The sequence below is a fragment of the Actinomadura rugatobispora genome, from assembly GCF_042656285.1.
Lineage (GTDB): Bacteria > Actinomycetota > Actinomycetes > Streptosporangiales > Streptosporangiaceae > Spirillospora > Spirillospora rugatobispora.
This window is the reverse complement of the sequence record NZ_JBHSON010000065.1, coordinates 1-14,920: the sequence shown is the minus strand read 5'-3', so window position 1 is coordinate 14,920 and position 14,920 is coordinate 1. Positions and strand designations below refer to the sequence as shown.

Annotated in this window: 14 protein-coding genes; 10 read left to right on the top strand and 4 right to left on the bottom strand. The window is 74.7% G+C overall.

All coding sequences use genetic code 11. The features are described from left to right. Positions 1-7: 7 nt before the first annotated feature. On the top strand, positions 8-1,129 hold the full coding sequence (bioB, locus tag ACFPZN_RS36700; protein ID WP_378287064.1) for a biotin synthase BioB: 1,122 nt from the start codon (positions 8-10) through the stop codon (positions 1,127-1,129). Positions 1,130-1,316: 187 nt separating this feature from the next. Next, positions 1,317-1,454, top strand: coding sequence for a hypothetical protein (locus ACFPZN_RS36695; RefSeq protein WP_378287062.1), 138 nt, complete (start codon positions 1,317-1,319; stop codon positions 1,452-1,454). Between the two features lie 10 nt (positions 1,455-1,464). Here the strand turns inward: ACFPZN_RS36695 and ACFPZN_RS36690 are convergent, their stop codons facing one another. Both ACFPZN_RS36690 and ACFPZN_RS36685 read right to left on the bottom strand, forming a co-directional pair. Then, positions 1,465-2,271 carry an SAM-dependent methyltransferase gene (locus ACFPZN_RS36690; RefSeq protein WP_378287061.1) on the bottom strand — a complete coding sequence of 269 codons (807 nt, stop codon included), beginning with the start codon at positions 2,269-2,271 and terminating at the stop codon, positions 1,465-1,467. 110 nt (positions 2,272-2,381) lie between these two features. After that, positions 2,382-2,543, bottom strand: coding sequence for a DUF6766 family protein (locus ACFPZN_RS36685; protein WP_378287060.1), 162 nt, complete (start codon positions 2,541-2,543; stop codon positions 2,382-2,384). A gap of 220 nt (positions 2,544-2,763) precedes the next feature. Here ACFPZN_RS36685 and ACFPZN_RS36680 point away from each other — a divergent pair, with 220 nt between their 5' ends. The 4 genes from ACFPZN_RS36680 to ACFPZN_RS36665 all read left to right on the top strand — a co-directional run bounded on the left by ACFPZN_RS36680 (position 2,764) and on the right by ACFPZN_RS36665 (position 7,524). Continuing rightward, complete coding sequence (locus ACFPZN_RS36680) at positions 2,764-5,382, top strand: M14 family zinc carboxypeptidase (protein ID WP_378287059.1); 2,619 nt, start codon at positions 2,764-2,766, stop codon at positions 5,380-5,382. A 211-nt stretch (positions 5,383-5,593) separates the two neighbouring features. Continuing rightward, on the top strand, positions 5,594-6,544 hold the full coding sequence (locus ACFPZN_RS36675) for an FkbM family methyltransferase (protein ID WP_378287058.1): 951 nt from the start codon (positions 5,594-5,596) through the stop codon (positions 6,542-6,544). Between the two features lie 24 nt (positions 6,545-6,568). Then, the gene (locus ACFPZN_RS36670; RefSeq protein ID WP_378287057.1) at positions 6,569-7,009 is read left to right on the top strand and encodes an SRPBCC family protein; all 441 of its coding nucleotides are present in this window, start codon (positions 6,569-6,571) and stop codon (positions 7,007-7,009) included. Then, positions 7,006-7,524 carry an NUDIX hydrolase gene (locus tag ACFPZN_RS36665; protein WP_378287056.1) on the top strand — a complete coding sequence of 173 codons (519 nt, stop codon included), beginning with the start codon at positions 7,006-7,008 and terminating at the stop codon, positions 7,522-7,524. The genes ACFPZN_RS36670 and ACFPZN_RS36665 overlap by 4 nt, the downstream gene beginning before the upstream one ends. Here the strand turns inward: ACFPZN_RS36665 and ACFPZN_RS36660 are convergent, their stop codons facing one another. Together ACFPZN_RS36660 and ACFPZN_RS36655 are read right to left on the bottom strand one after the other, a co-directional pair. Further along, the gene (locus ACFPZN_RS36660) at positions 7,525-8,352 is read right to left on the bottom strand and encodes a glycosyltransferase family 2 protein (protein WP_378287055.1); all 828 of its coding nucleotides are present in this window, start codon (positions 8,350-8,352) and stop codon (positions 7,525-7,527) included. A 23-nt stretch (positions 8,353-8,375) separates the two neighbouring features. Continuing rightward, positions 8,376-9,263 carry a glycosyltransferase family 2 protein gene (locus ACFPZN_RS36655; protein ID WP_378287054.1) on the bottom strand — a complete coding sequence of 296 codons (888 nt, stop codon included), beginning with the start codon at positions 9,261-9,263 and terminating at the stop codon, positions 8,376-8,378. Between the two features lie 340 nt (positions 9,264-9,603). Here ACFPZN_RS36655 and ACFPZN_RS36650 point away from each other — a divergent pair, with 340 nt between their 5' ends. From ACFPZN_RS36650 to ACFPZN_RS36635, 4 genes are read left to right on the top strand one after another with little or no spacing between them, the layout of a single operon-like run. Then, the gene (locus tag ACFPZN_RS36650; protein WP_378287053.1) at positions 9,604-11,247 is read left to right on the top strand and encodes a carbamoyltransferase family protein; all 1,644 of its coding nucleotides are present in this window, start codon (positions 9,604-9,606) and stop codon (positions 11,245-11,247) included. Beyond that, positions 11,244-12,773: an HAD-IIIA family hydrolase gene (locus ACFPZN_RS36645; RefSeq protein ID WP_378287052.1), complete on the top strand. Its 1,530-nt coding sequence runs from the start codon at positions 11,244-11,246 to the stop codon at positions 12,771-12,773. The genes ACFPZN_RS36650 and ACFPZN_RS36645 overlap by 4 nt, the downstream gene beginning before the upstream one ends. Further along, a complete protein-coding gene (locus tag ACFPZN_RS36640; RefSeq protein WP_378287051.1) occupies positions 12,770-13,768 on the top strand; it encodes a glycosyltransferase family 9 protein in 999 nt (332 codons plus the stop codon). The genes ACFPZN_RS36645 and ACFPZN_RS36640 overlap by 4 nt, the downstream gene beginning before the upstream one ends. Continuing rightward, on the top strand, positions 13,765-14,760 hold the full coding sequence (locus tag ACFPZN_RS36635) for a glycosyltransferase (protein WP_378287050.1): 996 nt from the start codon (positions 13,765-13,767) through the stop codon (positions 14,758-14,760). Before ACFPZN_RS36640 ends, ACFPZN_RS36635 begins: the two co-directional genes overlap by 4 nt. The last annotated feature ends 160 nt before the right edge of the window (positions 14,761-14,920 follow it).

Below are 14,920 nucleotides of genomic sequence, written 5' to 3'. Positions count from 1 at the left end.
TCGGACCATGAACCTCCTGGAGACCCTCGCGGGCAAGGGCCTGCGGTGCGAGCTTCCGACGCGGGACGAGGCGCTGGCCGTGCTGGCGACCTCCGACGACGAACTGCTCGACGTGGTGGCCGCCGCCGGACGGGTGCGGCGCGCCTGGTTCGGCCGCCGCGTCAAGCTGAACTACCTCGTCAACCTGAAGTCGGGCCTGTGCCCGGAGGACTGCTCGTACTGCTCGCAGCGGCTCGGGTCCAAGGCGGAGATCCTGACCTACACCTGGCTGAAGCCGGACGCCGCCGCCGACGCCGCGGTGGCCGGCGTCGCCGCCGGGGCCAAGCGGGTGTGCCTGGTCGCCAGCGGGCGCGGTCCCACCGACGGCGACGTCGAGCGGGTCGCCGGCACGATCGCCGCCATCCGGGAGCGCGGCGCCGACGTCGAGATCTGCGCGTGCCTGGGCTTCCTGCGCGACGGGCAGGGCGAGCGGCTGCGCGAGGCCGGGGCGCACGCCTACAACCACAACCTCAACACCTCCGAGTCGAAGTACGGCGACATCTGCACCACCCACGGCTTCGACGACCGGGCCGACACCGTGCGCAGGTCGCGGGACGCGGGACTGTCGGCCTGCTCCGGGCTGATCGCGGGCATGGGCGAGAGCGACGAGGACCTGGTGGACGTCGCGTTCGCGCTGCGCGAGCTGGACGTGGAGTCGGTCCCGGTGAACTTCCTGATCCCCTTCGAGGGCACCCCGCTCGGCGAGCGGTGGGCGCTGACCCCGCAGCGCTGCCTGCGGATCCTGGCGATGGTCCGGTTCGTCTGCCCCGACGTCGAGGTCCGGCTCGCCGGCGGGCGGGAGATCCATCTGCGCACGCTGCAGCCCTTGGCGCTGCACATCGTCAACGCCATCTTCCTGGGCGACTACCTCACCAGCGAGGGGCAGCCGGGCAAGGCCGACCTGGACATGATCGCCGACGCGGGCTTCGAGGTGGAGGCGCCCGACGTCCCCACCCTCCCCCCGCACCGCCGCGAGCCCGGCGCGGCCCCGCAGGCACCGGCGGAGCCGCAGCCCGTCCCGGCCGCGCCAGCCGCGTCGGTCGCGCTCCGCCGCCGCGGAGCCGGGACCGACCTGCCGCCCAACACCTGAGCGGCATCGGCGACATCACCCGACCCGGATTCCGGGCGCGGCGGGCGGCGCTGGTCAGACGACCGCGGCCCGCGCCCGGACGCCGCGCGAATTGACACCGGCCGCGCGCGGGCGGAGCCTGTGATCTCCCGACGGACGGCGACGTGGCCGTGCTCCCCCCAGCCTGAGCGACCCTCAGGAGGAGAACGTGTCTCACAAGGGACTGCTGTTGCTCGCGACCGTCATCATGCTCACCATCGGCGCCGGGATCGTCGGCGCGGCCAACGCCAGGGTGTCGCAGGCCGTGCACGCGCCCTCGTGCGCGACGTCGTACTGCGGCCCCTAGAGGCGTCCGGTCAGTCGCGGCGGCCGACGCCCGCCAGCGTGTAGGTGTGCTCGGGGACGGCGACCTCGTCCTCGGCCGGGTCGGGACGCCACAGCGGGGTGTAGGTCAGCCCCGGGTCCACCAGGGCGAACGGCGCGACCATGCGCTCGACCTCGGCGCGCCGCCGGCTCCAGAAGAACCCGCTGGTCGGCCGGAACACCCGGCTGACGTCGTCGCTCGCCTCGGGCGCGGGCTCGTCGGTGATGACGGTGAAGACCAGGTGGCTGCCGGACGGCAGCGCGGCGTGCAGCCGGGCGACGACCGCCACGGCCTCCTCGACGTCCTCGATGAAGTGCAGGACGCGGTCCAGGACGACGGCGACCGGCCGGTCGAAGTCGATCAGCCGCCGCACCTCCGGGTCGTCGATCACGGCGTCGGGGCGGCGCGGGTCGGTGCGGGCGACCAGCGTGCTGCCGGTCCCGGTCAGCAGCGCCCGCGCGTGCGTCAGCGTGACGGGGTCGTCGTCGGCGAACACCACCCGGGCGTCCGGGGCGATCGCGGCCGCGACCTCGTGCACGTTGCCGGCGGCCGGCAGCTTGGTGCCGATGTCGACGAACTGGCGGACGCCCTCCTTGACCAGGTACCGCACCGCCCGCCCGATGAACAGGTGGTTCTGCCGGGCCGCCGCCCGGGCCTCCGGGATGATCTCGATGAGCTCGTCGCCCACCCGCCGGTCGGCGTCGTAGTTGTCCTTGCCGCCCAGCAGGTAGTCGTAGATACGGGCCGTGTTCGGCGTCGTCAGATCGACGCCCGTCGGCGACCACTCCCCCGTGGCCATGGCGCACCTCCGTACTCGCCGCGTGTCACGCGATCGTCAGACGACCTTAACGGTTCCGCCACAACTCGGAACGCGCGGCACACCCGGGAACGGTCCCGCGCGGGACCGGTTCAGCCCTCGACGCCGGTCGCGCCGTGGGCCGTTCCGACCGGTTTGGACTGCGGCGATCCCCGCTGCCGGAGGTAGATCGAGAACGCCGCCATCGACGCGACCGCCAGGCCGAGCCGCAGGATCTGCCGGTCGCACGCGGCCCCGGCGACCGCGCCCTCCAAGGCGCCATGCGGCCGCTCTACCCGCGCGATGGCGGCGGGGACATGCCCGGGAGCGCGGCCCTTACCAGGGGAACCGTAAACGATCAAGACATTGACTGATCGTTGAACACGATTCACCCTGGGCTCAGCCGACCGGCCGGCGGTCCCCGTCCCCTCACGTCCAAGACTCCCCCTTCATCCCCTGAACCCCCCTGAAACCCCCGCACCGACTGGAGACCGGATGCTGCCGCGGCGAACCGCCCGCGTGCTGGCCGCCGTGCTGACCTCCGCCGCCCTCGTCGCAGCGCCCCTGCGCTCCGACGCGCTCGGTACAGGCAGCGCGGTCACGCTCACCGCGCAAGGCAAGACCATTCCAGCGCCGAAGGACTACTTCGGCTTCGCCATGGGAACCACCGGCAGGCTCGCCGGGTTCGACAGGATCAAGCAGTACTTCCGCCTGGTGGCCGACCGGTCCGACCGGGTCGAGTACTCGATCGCGGACACGACCACGCTCGGCAACGAGTACCCCGTCATCTTCGTCAGCGCGCCGGAGAACCTGCGCGACCTCGACCGCATCGTCCGCGACAACCGGCGGCTGGCCGACCCGGGCGTCTCCGAGCAGGAGGCGCGGCGGCTCTCCGAGCGCAGCAAGCCCGTCTATTTGATCGAGGGCACCCTGCACTCGACCGAGGTCGGCAACACGCAGGCGCTGGTGGACATCGTGCACCGGTTCGCGACGGAGAAGTCGGACTACACCGACACCGTGCTGAAGAACGCCGTGCTGATGGTGATCCCGTCGGGGAACCCCGACGGCCAGCACCTGGTCGTCGACCACTTCAACAAGACGGCGGGCACCGCGTACAACCGCGTGTACCCGGACCTGTACCACAAGTACGTCGGGCACGACAACAACCGCGACTGGTTCATGTTCTCCCAGCGTGAGACCCGTACGCGGGTACGGCTGGAGCAGACCTACCGGCCCGTCGCCGGGCACTACATGCACCAGGCCGGGACCGGCGGGCCGCGGCTGTGGACGCCGCCGTACGACGAGCCGCTCGGCAACGGCGTCGACCCCATCACCATCCAGTCGGCCAACACCCAGGGCCAGGTGGCGGCGCGCGCGCTGACCGCCGAGAACAAGAAGGGCGTCGGCTCCGACGACGCCTACGGCATCTTCTGGAACGCCGACGTGATGGGCTACTCGACGTTCCTGGGCACCTCGCTGTTCCTCACCGAGATCGCCTCCGCCCGCGACCTGGCGTACCCGTTCACCAGCGCCGACGGAAAGCCGCTGGGCCCGCGCAACAAGACGATCCGGATGCTGCAGCCCTACGACCAGAACACCTGGACGCTGGAGCAGATCGTCGCCTACGCCAAGACCGCCGCGTACGCGGGCATCGAGAACGTCGCCAAGAACCCCGAGTCCTGGCTGTACAACAACCTCTACCAGGTCACCCGCAACAACGCGGCGCTCCCGGACGTCGAGCCGGGCACCCCGGAGGCGTACGTCGTCCCGGCCGGGCAGCGCGACCCGTTCGCGGTGTACGAGCTGATGAAGCTGCTGGAGTTCGGCCGGGTGGAGATCGACCAGGCCCGGACGGCGTTCACGGCGGGCGGCAAGAACCATCCGGCGGGGTCGTACGTGCTGCGGACCCGGCAGCCGCTGGGCCGCTGGATCCACCAGCTGCTGCAGAAGGACGTGTACCCGGAGCAGGCGGCCCGCAAGTGCGCGGACTGCCCGCTGATCATGCCGTACAGCGAGACGACCGACAACGCGGCGCTGCTGCTGGGCGTGGACGCCGTCCCGGTGGAGAAGGCGTTCTCCGCGCCGCTGCAGCGGGTGCAGCGGGTCGTGCCGCAGCCGGCGCGGATGCCGGCCGCGCCGCGCGGCGCCTACCTGGTGGCGCCCGAGTCGTACGGCGTCGCGCACGTGCTGTCGCGGCTGCAGAAGGCGAACGTGCCCGTCTTCCGCGCGGGCGAGGAGTTCGAGGCGGCGGGCCGGACGTTCGCGCCCGGCACGGTGGTCGTCCCGCCGACCCCCGCCGCCCGCCAGACCCTCCAGGACGTCTCCGCCGCCACCGGCCTCCCGGTGCACGGCGCCGACGCGATGCCGAAGGTGGACGGCTTCACGCTCAAGCCCGGCACCCGCGTCGGCCTGATCCGCGGCGCGAACAACATGCCCGGCGGCTGGATGACGTGGATGCTCGACCAGTACGGGATCGACTACAAGGTCGTGGGCGCCGACGACTACGCCGACCTGGACGGCCGCTACGACACCGTCGTGCTGGCCGACGGGGTGTCCAAGGACACCATCGTCAAGGGCCTCGACCCGGCGAAGAACCCGCCGCAGTTCGCGTGGGCGCGCGGCGTCGGCGAGGAGGGCTGGAAGGCCCTGGGCGACTTCGTCAAGGGCGGCGGCAACCTGGTGGCGGTCGGCAGCGGGTCGGAGACGGCGCGGCAGCTGCTGGACCTGCCGGTCGAGAACGCCACGCCCACCGACACGGCGAAGTTCAACGTGCCGGGGGCGCTGCTGCGCGCCTCGTACAAGCCGGACGTCCCGGCGGCGTGGGGGATGCCCAAGGAGTGGCCGGTCTGGTTCAACCGCGACGCGGCGTACCGGGTCACGGGGGACGCGGAGGTGGCCTCCGCCTACCCCGAGGGCGACCTGCTCGCCAGCGGGTACGGGCGCGGCACCGAGGCGCTCGGCGGCCTGGCCAACGTCGTGAGCTTCGAGGTGGGCGAGGGGAGCGCCACCCTCGCGGGCAGCGAGATCACCTTCCGCTCCTGGCCGAGGGCCACCTGGCCGATCGTGGTCAACTCCATCTACCAGGGGCCGTCCGAGCCGTCCCGGCGGGGCTGACCGGACCGTCCCGCGAGGCGCCCCGGGCCGCCGTCCTCTCCGGCGGCCCGGGGCGCCGTCCTTTCCACGGCGGGAACGCTCCTTTTATCAACGCGCCACAATCACCGCACCCGAGAATGGCAACGGACGATAATCCGGCCTGCCGTCATTTGCCAACCAGCGCAAAAACTGTGAAGGTCCCACATCAAATCTTCGACGCGAGGACCATTTCATGGCACTGCCACTCTCGGTGCGGCTGCGGGTATGGGCGAGAATCGCGCTCGCCCGCCTGTTAACCGCCGTCCCCATGCGCGTCGCCGTCGCCGTCCGCGACCGCAACGCGGCGTCCGGTCACCGTTTCTGGAAATCCCTCGCCGGAATCCTGCGGCACCGCCCGCTGTCGCCGCTCACCGAGTTCCCGCTGCCCGACAACCGCGAGGTGCGGCTGGCGGCGGCCCGCTCCCGGCTGGTGCAGCTGCTGTTCTGGTACGGCGAGGGCGGCTACGAGGGCGCCGAGACCCACTGGTGGCGCGTGCTGTGCGGGCGGGCCACCCGGATCCTGGAGGTCGGCGCGAACATCGGCTACTACACCGTCCAGGGCGCGCGGGCGGCCCCGGGCGTGCCGTACACGGCCGTGGAGGCCAACCCGGAGTCGGCGGAGATCGTCGGCCGCAACGTCGAGCTGAACGGCCTCGCCGGCGTCACCGTCGTCCAGGCCGCCGTGGTCGGCGACGGCGCGCCCGCCACGATGGAGCTGGCCCTGCCCGACCAGGAGCGCTACGCCGCCCCGACCGGCGCGTACCTGGCCACCGGCACCGAGGGCATCGCCGGACGTCCCGCGTCCGCGGCGGTGACCGTCCCGACGGTGGCGATGAGCGCGCTGGTGGAGGGCGTCGACCTGGTCAAGCTCGACATCGAGGGGTACGAGGCGAACGTCCTCGAATCGGTGCGGCCCTGGCTGCTGGAGGCCCGCCCGACCATCGTCGTGGAGGTGCTCAAAGAGGCGCACCGGCTGCGTCGCATCCTCCGGGAGCTGCGCGACGCCGGGTACACGGTGCACGCGATCGGCGAGCGCGGGCTGCACCCGATCACCGACGAGGAGCTGGACGCCGACGCGCCCCTCCCCCGGTACGGGTCCCGCGACGTGATCCTGCTCCCGCCCGGGCGGGAGCCCCTCGGCTGAGGGGCTTTCTGGAAGGATGTCCGCATGGGTCAGGTCACGGCTACCGCAGAGAAGACCGTCGGCGCGGACGCGGAGAAGGTGTTCGCGGCGCTCGGCGACTACACCGGCACCCGCTCGAAGGTGCTGACCGGGCACTTCAGCGAGTACGAGGTCCGCGAGGGCGGCCAGGGCGAGGGCACCACGGTGCACTGGAAGCTGGCCGCGACCAGCAAGCGGGTGCGCGACTGCCTGGTGTCGGTCACCGTCCCCGGCGAGAACACGCTGGTCGAACGGGACGCCAACTCCTCCATGGTCACCACCTGGACGGTCTCCCCGGCCGGGGCGGGCGCCAGGGTGCGGGTCGAGACGACCTGGAACGGCGCGGGCGGCGTCGGCGGGTTCTTCGAGCGCGCCTTCGCGCCGCGCGGCCTCCAGCGGATCTACGACGAGCAGCTGGCCAAGCTCGACGCCGAGCTACGGGCGTGAGGCGCCGTTCCGGCGACGGCTACCGGCGGCGGACGGCCCGCGTCCTGCTCCTGGACGGGCGCGACCGGTTCCTGATGTTCCGGTGGCCGCTCGCCGCCGACCATCCCGAGCGGGGGTACTGCTGGATCACCCCGGGCGGCGGCGTGGACGACGGCGAGACGCTCACCGAGACCGCCGCGCGCGAGCTGCGCGAGGAGACGGGCCTGGTCGCCGAGCCCGGCGACTTCACCGGCCCGGTCGCGGTCGCCTCCGGCTACGCCGACTTCGGCTGGGCGCGCGGGATCTTCCGCGACGACTTCTTCGTGTACCGCGCCGCCGCGCCCGAGATCGAGATCGACACGGCCGGTTTCCAGCCGGTCGAGCGGGCCAACGTCAGCGCCCACCGCTGGTGGACGCTGGAGGAGCTGGAGACCACCGATGAGGTGGTCTACCCCCTGGAGCTGGCCCCGCTCCTCAAGGCGCTGCTGGCCGGGAACGTCCCGGCCGAACCGGTGACCCTCCCCTGGCACCACTAGCTAGTAGCGGTCGAGGGAGGCGCGGGCGCGTTCGACGTCGGGTGGCAGACGGCGGCGGGCGCGGGCGACCTGCGGCCACATCCGGGCGGCGTCGGCCAGTCCGCCGCGCCCCTCCGCGGTGGCCAGCGACGCCAGCGCCGTCCGGGCGCACGTGGCGAGCGGGCGGCGGAGCCAGGCGGTCAGCAGCCGGTTGCGGGCCTCCCGGCGGCGCCGGTGGGACGCGCCGGGGCGGTCGGGCGAGGGATGGTGGTGGACGACCAGCTCCGGCAGGTACGCCAGCCCCCATCCGGCGGCGGCCAGGTCGAGCGCCAGCAGTTCCTCCTCCCCGGCGAAGTGCAGCGTGCCGGAGAAGCCGCCGACGCCCAGGAAGGCGTCCCGGCGGACGACGGCCGAGCAGGCCAGGAAGCCGAGGATGGCCCGGCCGGGGAGGCCGTCGGGCATGCCCAGCGGGGAGCGGGCCATGTGCTCGGAGACGGGTTCGAGGTGCTCGCGCTCGCCGACCAGGACCCGCGCGGCCACCAGCGCGGTGCCGGGGTGGGCGTCCAGGACGGCGGCGGCGTGCTCCAGGGCGCCGGGCGCCCACCAGGAGTCGTCGTCGGCGAAGGCGACGTACCGGGTGGGGGCCTCCCGCACGCCCAGGTTGCGGGCGGCGGCGCCGCGGTTGTCGGGCAGCCGGAGGACGCGGGCCCCGGCGCGGCGGGCGACCTCGGCGGTCCCGTCGGCGGAGGCGTTGTCGACCACGATCACCGGGGCGGTGTGCCGGGCCAGGCTGCGGCGCAGCTCGGCGGCCCGGTCGCGGGTCGCGACGACGATCGTGACATCGCTCATTGCGGGTCCCTTCGGCGGTCCTCTCAGCTGACGTACCGGCGGGCGCGGGAGCGCCGCTGCGGGCCGTCCAGGGTCCGCAGCCGCGCCTCGACGCCGGGCGGCACGGGGCGGCGCTCGCGGACCACCCACGGGATGCCCGCGGCGGCGCGCGCGAGCGCTGACGCGGTGACCCGGTCGCGGGGCAGGTCGCGCAGCAGGGCGCCGGTGCGGCGCAGCGCGCTGGGCAGCGGCCGGCGCAGCCAGGTGGTCCACAGCGTGTTGCGGATGCCGTCGCGGCGGCGCCGGTGCGGGTCGCGGATCCTGGACGGCTCGTGGTGGACGATCACGTCGTCGGCGTAGCACAGCTGCCAGCCGAGGGTCAGCAGGTCGGCGGCGAGCAGTTCCTCCTCGCCGCCGAGCCGGAGCCTGGCGGAGAAGCCGCCGGCCTCCCGGAACGCCTCGGCGCGGAGCATGGAGGCGCCGGCGAGGAAGGAGCCGAGGGCGGGTCCGGGCAGCCCCGCGGGGCGCGGCAGGGGCGAGTCGCGCAGCTCGGGGACGATCGGGTCCTCGCGGCCGCCCGGCTCGACCAGGATCCGGCCGGTCACGGCGGCCAGGCGGGGGTGGGCGTCGAGCAGGTCGGCCGCGCGGCCGGGCGCGCCGGGGTCCCACCAGGTGTCGTCGTCGCAGAAGCCCACGTAGGGGGTGCGGACGTGGTCGACGGCGAGGTTGCGGCCGACCGCGCCCAGGTTGGTGTCGGCGCGGAGCAGGGTGACCTGCGGGTGGCGGGCGGCCACGGCGGCGGCGGTGCCGTCCCGCGAGGCGTTGTCGACCACGATGACCGGCGGCGGTCCGGGCAGGTCGAGCAGCCGGGCCAGGGTGCGCAGCAGCGTGCGGCGCCGGTCGCGGGTGATCACTACGAAGGTGCTGCGCATAGCCGCGCCCTACCCGTGGGCCCGGCCGCCCCCACCCGACCCGTGCTGTGACTCAGATCACAACACTTCTCTCGCGTCTCTCGTTTGCAGCGCTTCTCCCAGGTGAGGGGAGAAGTGAATGACGCATAGGTGATCAGGCGCTCCTGCCAAACGCCCGTCATCACCGTCAGGCGACAACACCACGCGAATCCGATGCCCTTTTCGCCGGGGGTATCCGTTGCATCTCTCTCCGCCGCGGGCGCGCCCGCGGCGGGCACGGCGCCAGCGCAAAAGCCATTGCGGCTGACCAGCCGCCGTGCCCCTTCCCACGCATGACCTCATGCCGGAACGGAGCCAGCCCATGCGCCTTCTCGGGATCAACGCGATCTTCCACGACCCCTCCGCCGCGCTGGTGGTGGACGGGCGGGTGGTCGCCGCCGCCGAAGAGGAGCGGTTCAGCCGGCGCAAGCACGGCAAGCGCCCCGTCCCCTTCGCCGCCTGGGAAGCGCCCGAGCTGGCCGCGCGGTGGTGCCTGGAGGAGGCCGGGCTGGAGCCGGGCGACCTGGACGCCGTCGCCTACTCCTACGATCCGCGGCTCGCCGAGCCGGGGCTGGAGGGCCACGACGCGGGCTGGGAGGACCTGCGCACCCGCTACGCGCGGCGCGCCCCGCACTTCCTGGCGACCGCGCTGCCGGGGCTCGACCCCGGGATCGTGCGGTTCGTCCCGCACCATCTGGCGCACGCCGCGTCGGCCGCGCTGGCCGCGCCGGAGCCCGGCCGCGGCGACGTGCTGGTCCTGGACGGCCGCGGCGAGGCCCACTCCCACCTGGCCGGGACGTACGAGGGCGGAGCCTTCACCGCCTTCGCCGCCCAGCGGCTGCCCCACTCGCTCGGCCTGATGTACGAGGAGCTGACCGAGCACCTGGGCTTCCTGCGGTCCAGCGACGAGTACAAGGTCATGGCGCTGGCCTCCTACGGCGAGCCGCGCTTCCTCGACGAGCTGCGCGACCGGGTGCGCGCCACCGGCGACGGCGGGTTCGCGGTCGCGCCGATCGACTGGGGCGCGCTGGCCAAGGCCCGCTCCGCCGCCGACGGCGAGCGCTGGACGGCCGAGCAGGCCGACCTGGCCGCGAGCGTGCAGGCGCGGCTGGAGGAGGTCCTGCTGGAGCTGGCGTTCTGGACGCACCGCCGCGGCGGCTCCACGCGGCTGACGCTGGCCGGCGGGGTGGCGCTCAACTGCGTGGCCAACTCGCGGCTCGCGGAGGACGGCCCGTACGAGGAGATCTGGGTGCAGCCCGCGGCGGGCGACGCGGGCACCGCGCTGGGCGCCGCGCTGCACCTGGCCCGGGAGGCCGGTGAGCGGATCGAGCCGATGCCCGGCGCCGACCTGGGCCGCGGCTGGTCCGACGAGGAGCTGGCCGCGCGGCTGGACACCGCCCGGGTGCCCTACGAGCGGCCCGCCGACCTCGCCGGGGCCGTCGCCGACGCGCTGGCCCGCGACCAGATCGTCGCCTGGTTCCAGGGCCGCAGCGAGTTCGGCCCGCGCGCGCTCGGGCACCGGTCCCTGCTCGCCCACCCGGGCAACCCCGGCAACCTGGAGCGGCTGAACGCGGTCAAGGGCCGCGAGCAGTTCCGGCCGATCGCGCCGATGGTCGCGCTCCGGCACGCCGCCGAGATCTTCGAGGGGCCGCTGCCCAGCCCGTACATGCTGTTCGTGCACCGGGTGAAGCCGGGGTGGCGCGAGCGCATACCGGCCGCCGTGCACGTGGACGGCACCGCGCGGATCCAGACCGTGGCGCCCGAAGACGAACCGCTGGCCGCCGCGCTGCTGGAGGCGTTCCAGGCCCGCACCGGGCTGCCGGTGCTGATCAACACCAGCCTCAACACCGCCGGCCGGCCGATGGTCGACGACCCGCGCGACGCGCTGGAGTGCTTCGGGTCCGCGCCGGTCGACCTGCTGGCGATCGGCCCCTGCCTCGTGCGCCGTTCCGAGGTGTTCGCGTGACCGGCGGCGCGCGCGGTGTGAAGCCGCCGGCGCCGTCCTACACGGTCGTCGTCCCGACCTTGGGGCGGCCCAGCCTCCGGACGCTCCTCGACGCGCTGATCGGCGCGACCGCCGACCACCTGCCTGAGGCGATCGTCATCGTGGACGACCGGCCCGAGCCGGGCGCCCCGCTCTCGCTCCCCGCCTCCGCCGGGGAGACCGTACGGGTGATCCGCTCCGGCGGGCGCGGCCCCGCCGGAGCGCGGAACGCGGGCTGGCGCACCGCCGCCACCGAATGGGTGGTCTTCCTGGACGACGACGTCGTCCCCTCCCCCGGCTGGGGCTCCGACCTCGCCGCCGACCTGGCGGCGGCGCCGTCCGAGGTCGGCGGCTGCCAGGGCCGCGTGCAGGTGCCGCTCCCGGAGGGACGCCGCCCGACCGACTGGGAGCGCACCACCGCGGGGCTGGAGACCGCGTCCTGGATCACCGCCGACATGGCCTACCGCCACTCGGTCCTGGCCGACCGCGGCGGCTTCGACGAACGCTACCGCCGCGCCTACCGCGAGGACGCCGACCTGGCCCTGCGGGTCAGGGAGGCCGGGCACCGGCTGGTGCGCGGCCGGCGGCGGGTGACGCACCCGGTGCGCCCCGCCGGCTTCTGGGCCTCCGTACGGGCCCAGGCGGGCAACGCCGACGACGTGCTCATGCGCCGCGTGCACGGCCGCGACTGGCGCGTCGGCGCCGGCGAGGGGCGGGGACGCCTCCGCCTGCACGCGCTGACCACCGGCTCGGGCCTGCTCGCCCTCGCCGCGCTCGCCGCCGGGGCAGGCCGGACGGCCGCCCTCTCCGGCGCCGTCTGGGCCGCGCTGACCGCCGAGTTCGCCGCCGCCCGCATCCGGCCCGGTCCGCACACGCCCCGCGAGGTCGCGACGATGCTCGTGACCAGCCCGGTCATCCCGCCGGCCGCCGTCCGGCACCGCATGCGCGGGCTGCTGCGGCACCGCGGCGCCGGGTCCTGGCCGCGCCGCCGCGTGGTGCTGTTCGACCGCGACGACACGCTCATCCACGACGTGCCGTACAACGGCGACCCCGAGTTCGTCGAGCCGATGCCGGGCGCGGCGGGCGCGCTGGCCCGGCTGCGCCGCCGCGGCGTGCGCATCGGCGTGGTCTCCAACCAGTCGGGCGTGGGCAAGGGCCGCATCACCGCGCAGGACGTGCTGCGCGTCAACGCGCGCGTGGAGGAACTGCTCGGCCGCATCGACGTGTGGGAGATCTGCCCGCACGACCGGTCCGACGGCTGCTCCTGCCGCAAGCCCCGGCCGGGGCTGGTGGAGCGCGCCGCGCGGCGGCTGGGCGCCCGCCCCTCCGACTGCGTCGTCATCGGCGACATCGGCGGGGACATCGAGGCGGCCGCGGCGGCGGGGGCCCGCGGCATCCTCGTCCCGACCGCGCGGACCCGGCTGGAGGAGCTCGTCCGGGCCCGGGAGGTGGCCCCCGACCTCGGCAGCGCCGTCGACCTGGTCCTCGGCGAGGAGGGCCGGCGGTGAGGGCGCTGGTCGCCCGGCTCGACAACCTGGGGGACGTCCTGCTGGCCGGCCCGGCGATCCGCGCGGTCGCGGCGCGGGCCGACGAGGTCGTCCTGCTGTGCGGGCCGCGCGGCCGCGCCGCCGCCGACCTGCTGCCCGGCGTGGACCGCGTGCTGGAGTGGTGCGCGCCGTGGATCGACCCCGAGCCCGGCCCGGTGGACGGCGCCGCGCTCGGCGCCCTGGTGCGGACCGTCCGCGCGGGCCGGTTCGACCTCGCGCTGATCTTCACCTCCTTCCACCAGTCGCCGCTGCCGCTGGCGCTCCAGTTCCGGCTGGCGGGGATCCCGTGGATCGGCGGGATCAGCGAGGACTACCCGGGCTCGCTGCTGGACCTGCGGCACCGTCCCGACACCGACGTGCCCGAGGCCGAGCGGATGCTGGCGCTGGCCGCCGGCGCGGGCTTCCCGGCCGCCGACGGCACCCGGCCGCGGGTCCGCCGGCCGCTGCCCGAGGCGTGGCCGTTCACCGGCGGCCCCGGGCACGTCGTCGTGCACCCCGGCACCTCCGTGCCCGCCCGCGCCTGGCCGCCGGAGCGCTGCGCCGAGGCGGTGCGGCTGCTGCACGCCGCCGGGCACCGCGTCGTGGTCACCGGGCACCGCGACGAGAAGGAGCTGACCGCGCGCGTCGCCGGGGACGCCGGCCTCGACCTGGGCGGGCGGACCTCCCTCGCCGAGCTGGCCGGGGTGCTCGCCGAGGCCCGCGCGGTCGTGGCGGGCAACACCGGCCCCGCGCACCTGGCCGCCGCCGTCGGCACCCCGGTCGTGTCGCTGTTCGCGCCGACCGTGCCCGCCGCGCGGTGGGCGCCGTACGGCGTCCGCACCGTGCTGCTGGGCGACCAGGACGCGCCGTGCAAGGGCACCCGCGCCCGCGTGTGCCCCGTGCCCGGCCACCCCTGCCTGGCCTCGGTCGCCGCGGAACGCGTCGTCGAGGCCGTCGAGGAGGTGATCGCGGGATGAGGGTTCTGCTCTGGCACGTCCACGGATCCTGGGCCACCTCGTTCGTGCACGGGCCGCACACCACGCTCGTCCCCGTCACGCCCGGCCGCGGGCCCGACGGCCGGGGGCGCCCCGCCACCTTCGCCTGGCCGGACCGGGCCGTCGAGGTCCCCTGCGACCGCCTCCGCGACGAGCGCGTGGACGTGGTCGTGCTGCAGCGGCCGCGCGAGATCGAGCTGTGCGAGCGCTGGCTCGGCCGCAGCCCCGGCCGCGACCTGCCCGCCGTCTACGTCGAGCACGACACGCCCCGCCGCACCCCGTCCGACGCGAGCCTGCCGGAGGAGGTCGTCCCCGACAGCAGGCACTTCCTGCACGACCGCTCCGACATCCCCGTCGTCCACGTCACCCATTTCAACCGGCTCTTCTGGAACTGCGGCCGCGCGCCCACCACCGTGATCGAGCACGGCGTGGTCGACCCCGGCCACCGGTTCCGCGGCGACTGGCCGCGCGCCGCGGTCGTCATCAACGACCCACTGCGCCGCGGCCGGCTGGCCGGCACCGACCTGCTCCCCCGGCTGGCCCGCGCCGTCCCGCTCGACCTGTTCGGGATGAACGTGCGGGACGTGCCGCGCCGGCTCCGCATCCCGCCCGAGTCGCTGTGGACCTACGAGGACCTGCCCCAGGCGCGGATGCACGGCGAGCTCGCCCGCCGCCGCGTCTACCTCCACCCCTACCGCTGGACGTCCCTCGGTCTCGCACTGATCGAGGCGATGATGCTCGGCCTGCCCGTGGTGGCCCTGGCCACGACCGAGGCCGTCGAGGCCGTGCCGCCCGAAGCGGGGGTGCTGTCGACCCGCGTCGACACGCTCGCCGAGGCGGCGCGGGCCCTCACCGCGGACGCCCCGCACGCCCGCCAGATGGGCAAGGCGGCGCGGGCCTTCGCCGTCGACCGCTACGGGCTGCCGCGCTTCCTGCGGGACTGGCGGCACCTGCTCACGGAGGTGACCGGTTGACCTCCTCCCCCTCGTAAACGAGAGGGATTCCAACCCATGGCCTCAGGAGAGGAGAACAGGTTGAGGTTCGCGGTTCGTCCGCCCCGGCAACCCGGAGCGTCCCCGCGCAGCGACGGCCGGTCCGGCCGCCGTGCACACGAGCCCGAGCTCGCGCGCGATC

Excerpts from the sequence above, each read along its gene's own strand:
- bioB (WP_378287064.1), top strand. The coding sequence starts at position 8 with ATGAACCTCCTGGAGACCCTCGCGGGCAAGGGCCTGCGGTGCGAGCTT.
- ACFPZN_RS36690 (WP_378287061.1), bottom strand. The coding sequence starts at position 2,271 with ATGGCCACGGGGGAGTGGTCGCCGACGGGCGTCGATCTGACGACGCCG.
- ACFPZN_RS36650 (WP_378287053.1), top strand. The coding sequence starts at position 9,604 with ATGCGCCTTCTCGGGATCAACGCGATCTTCCACGACCCCTCCGCCGCG.
- ACFPZN_RS36655 (WP_378287054.1), bottom strand. The coding sequence starts at position 9,263 with ATGCGCAGCACCTTCGTAGTGATCACCCGCGACCGGCGCCGCACGCTG.
- ACFPZN_RS36680 (WP_378287059.1), top strand. The coding sequence starts at position 2,764 with ATGCTGCCGCGGCGAACCGCCCGCGTGCTGGCCGCCGTGCTGACCTCC.
- ACFPZN_RS36675 (WP_378287058.1), top strand. The coding sequence starts at position 5,594 with ATGGCACTGCCACTCTCGGTGCGGCTGCGGGTATGGGCGAGAATCGCG.
- ACFPZN_RS36635 (WP_378287050.1), top strand. The coding sequence starts at position 13,765 with ATGAGGGTTCTGCTCTGGCACGTCCACGGATCCTGGGCCACCTCGTTC.
- ACFPZN_RS36660 (WP_378287055.1), bottom strand. The coding sequence starts at position 8,352 with ATGAGCGATGTCACGATCGTCGTCGCGACCCGCGACCGGGCCGCCGAG.
- ACFPZN_RS36670 (WP_378287057.1), top strand. The coding sequence starts at position 6,569 with ATGGGTCAGGTCACGGCTACCGCAGAGAAGACCGTCGGCGCGGACGCG.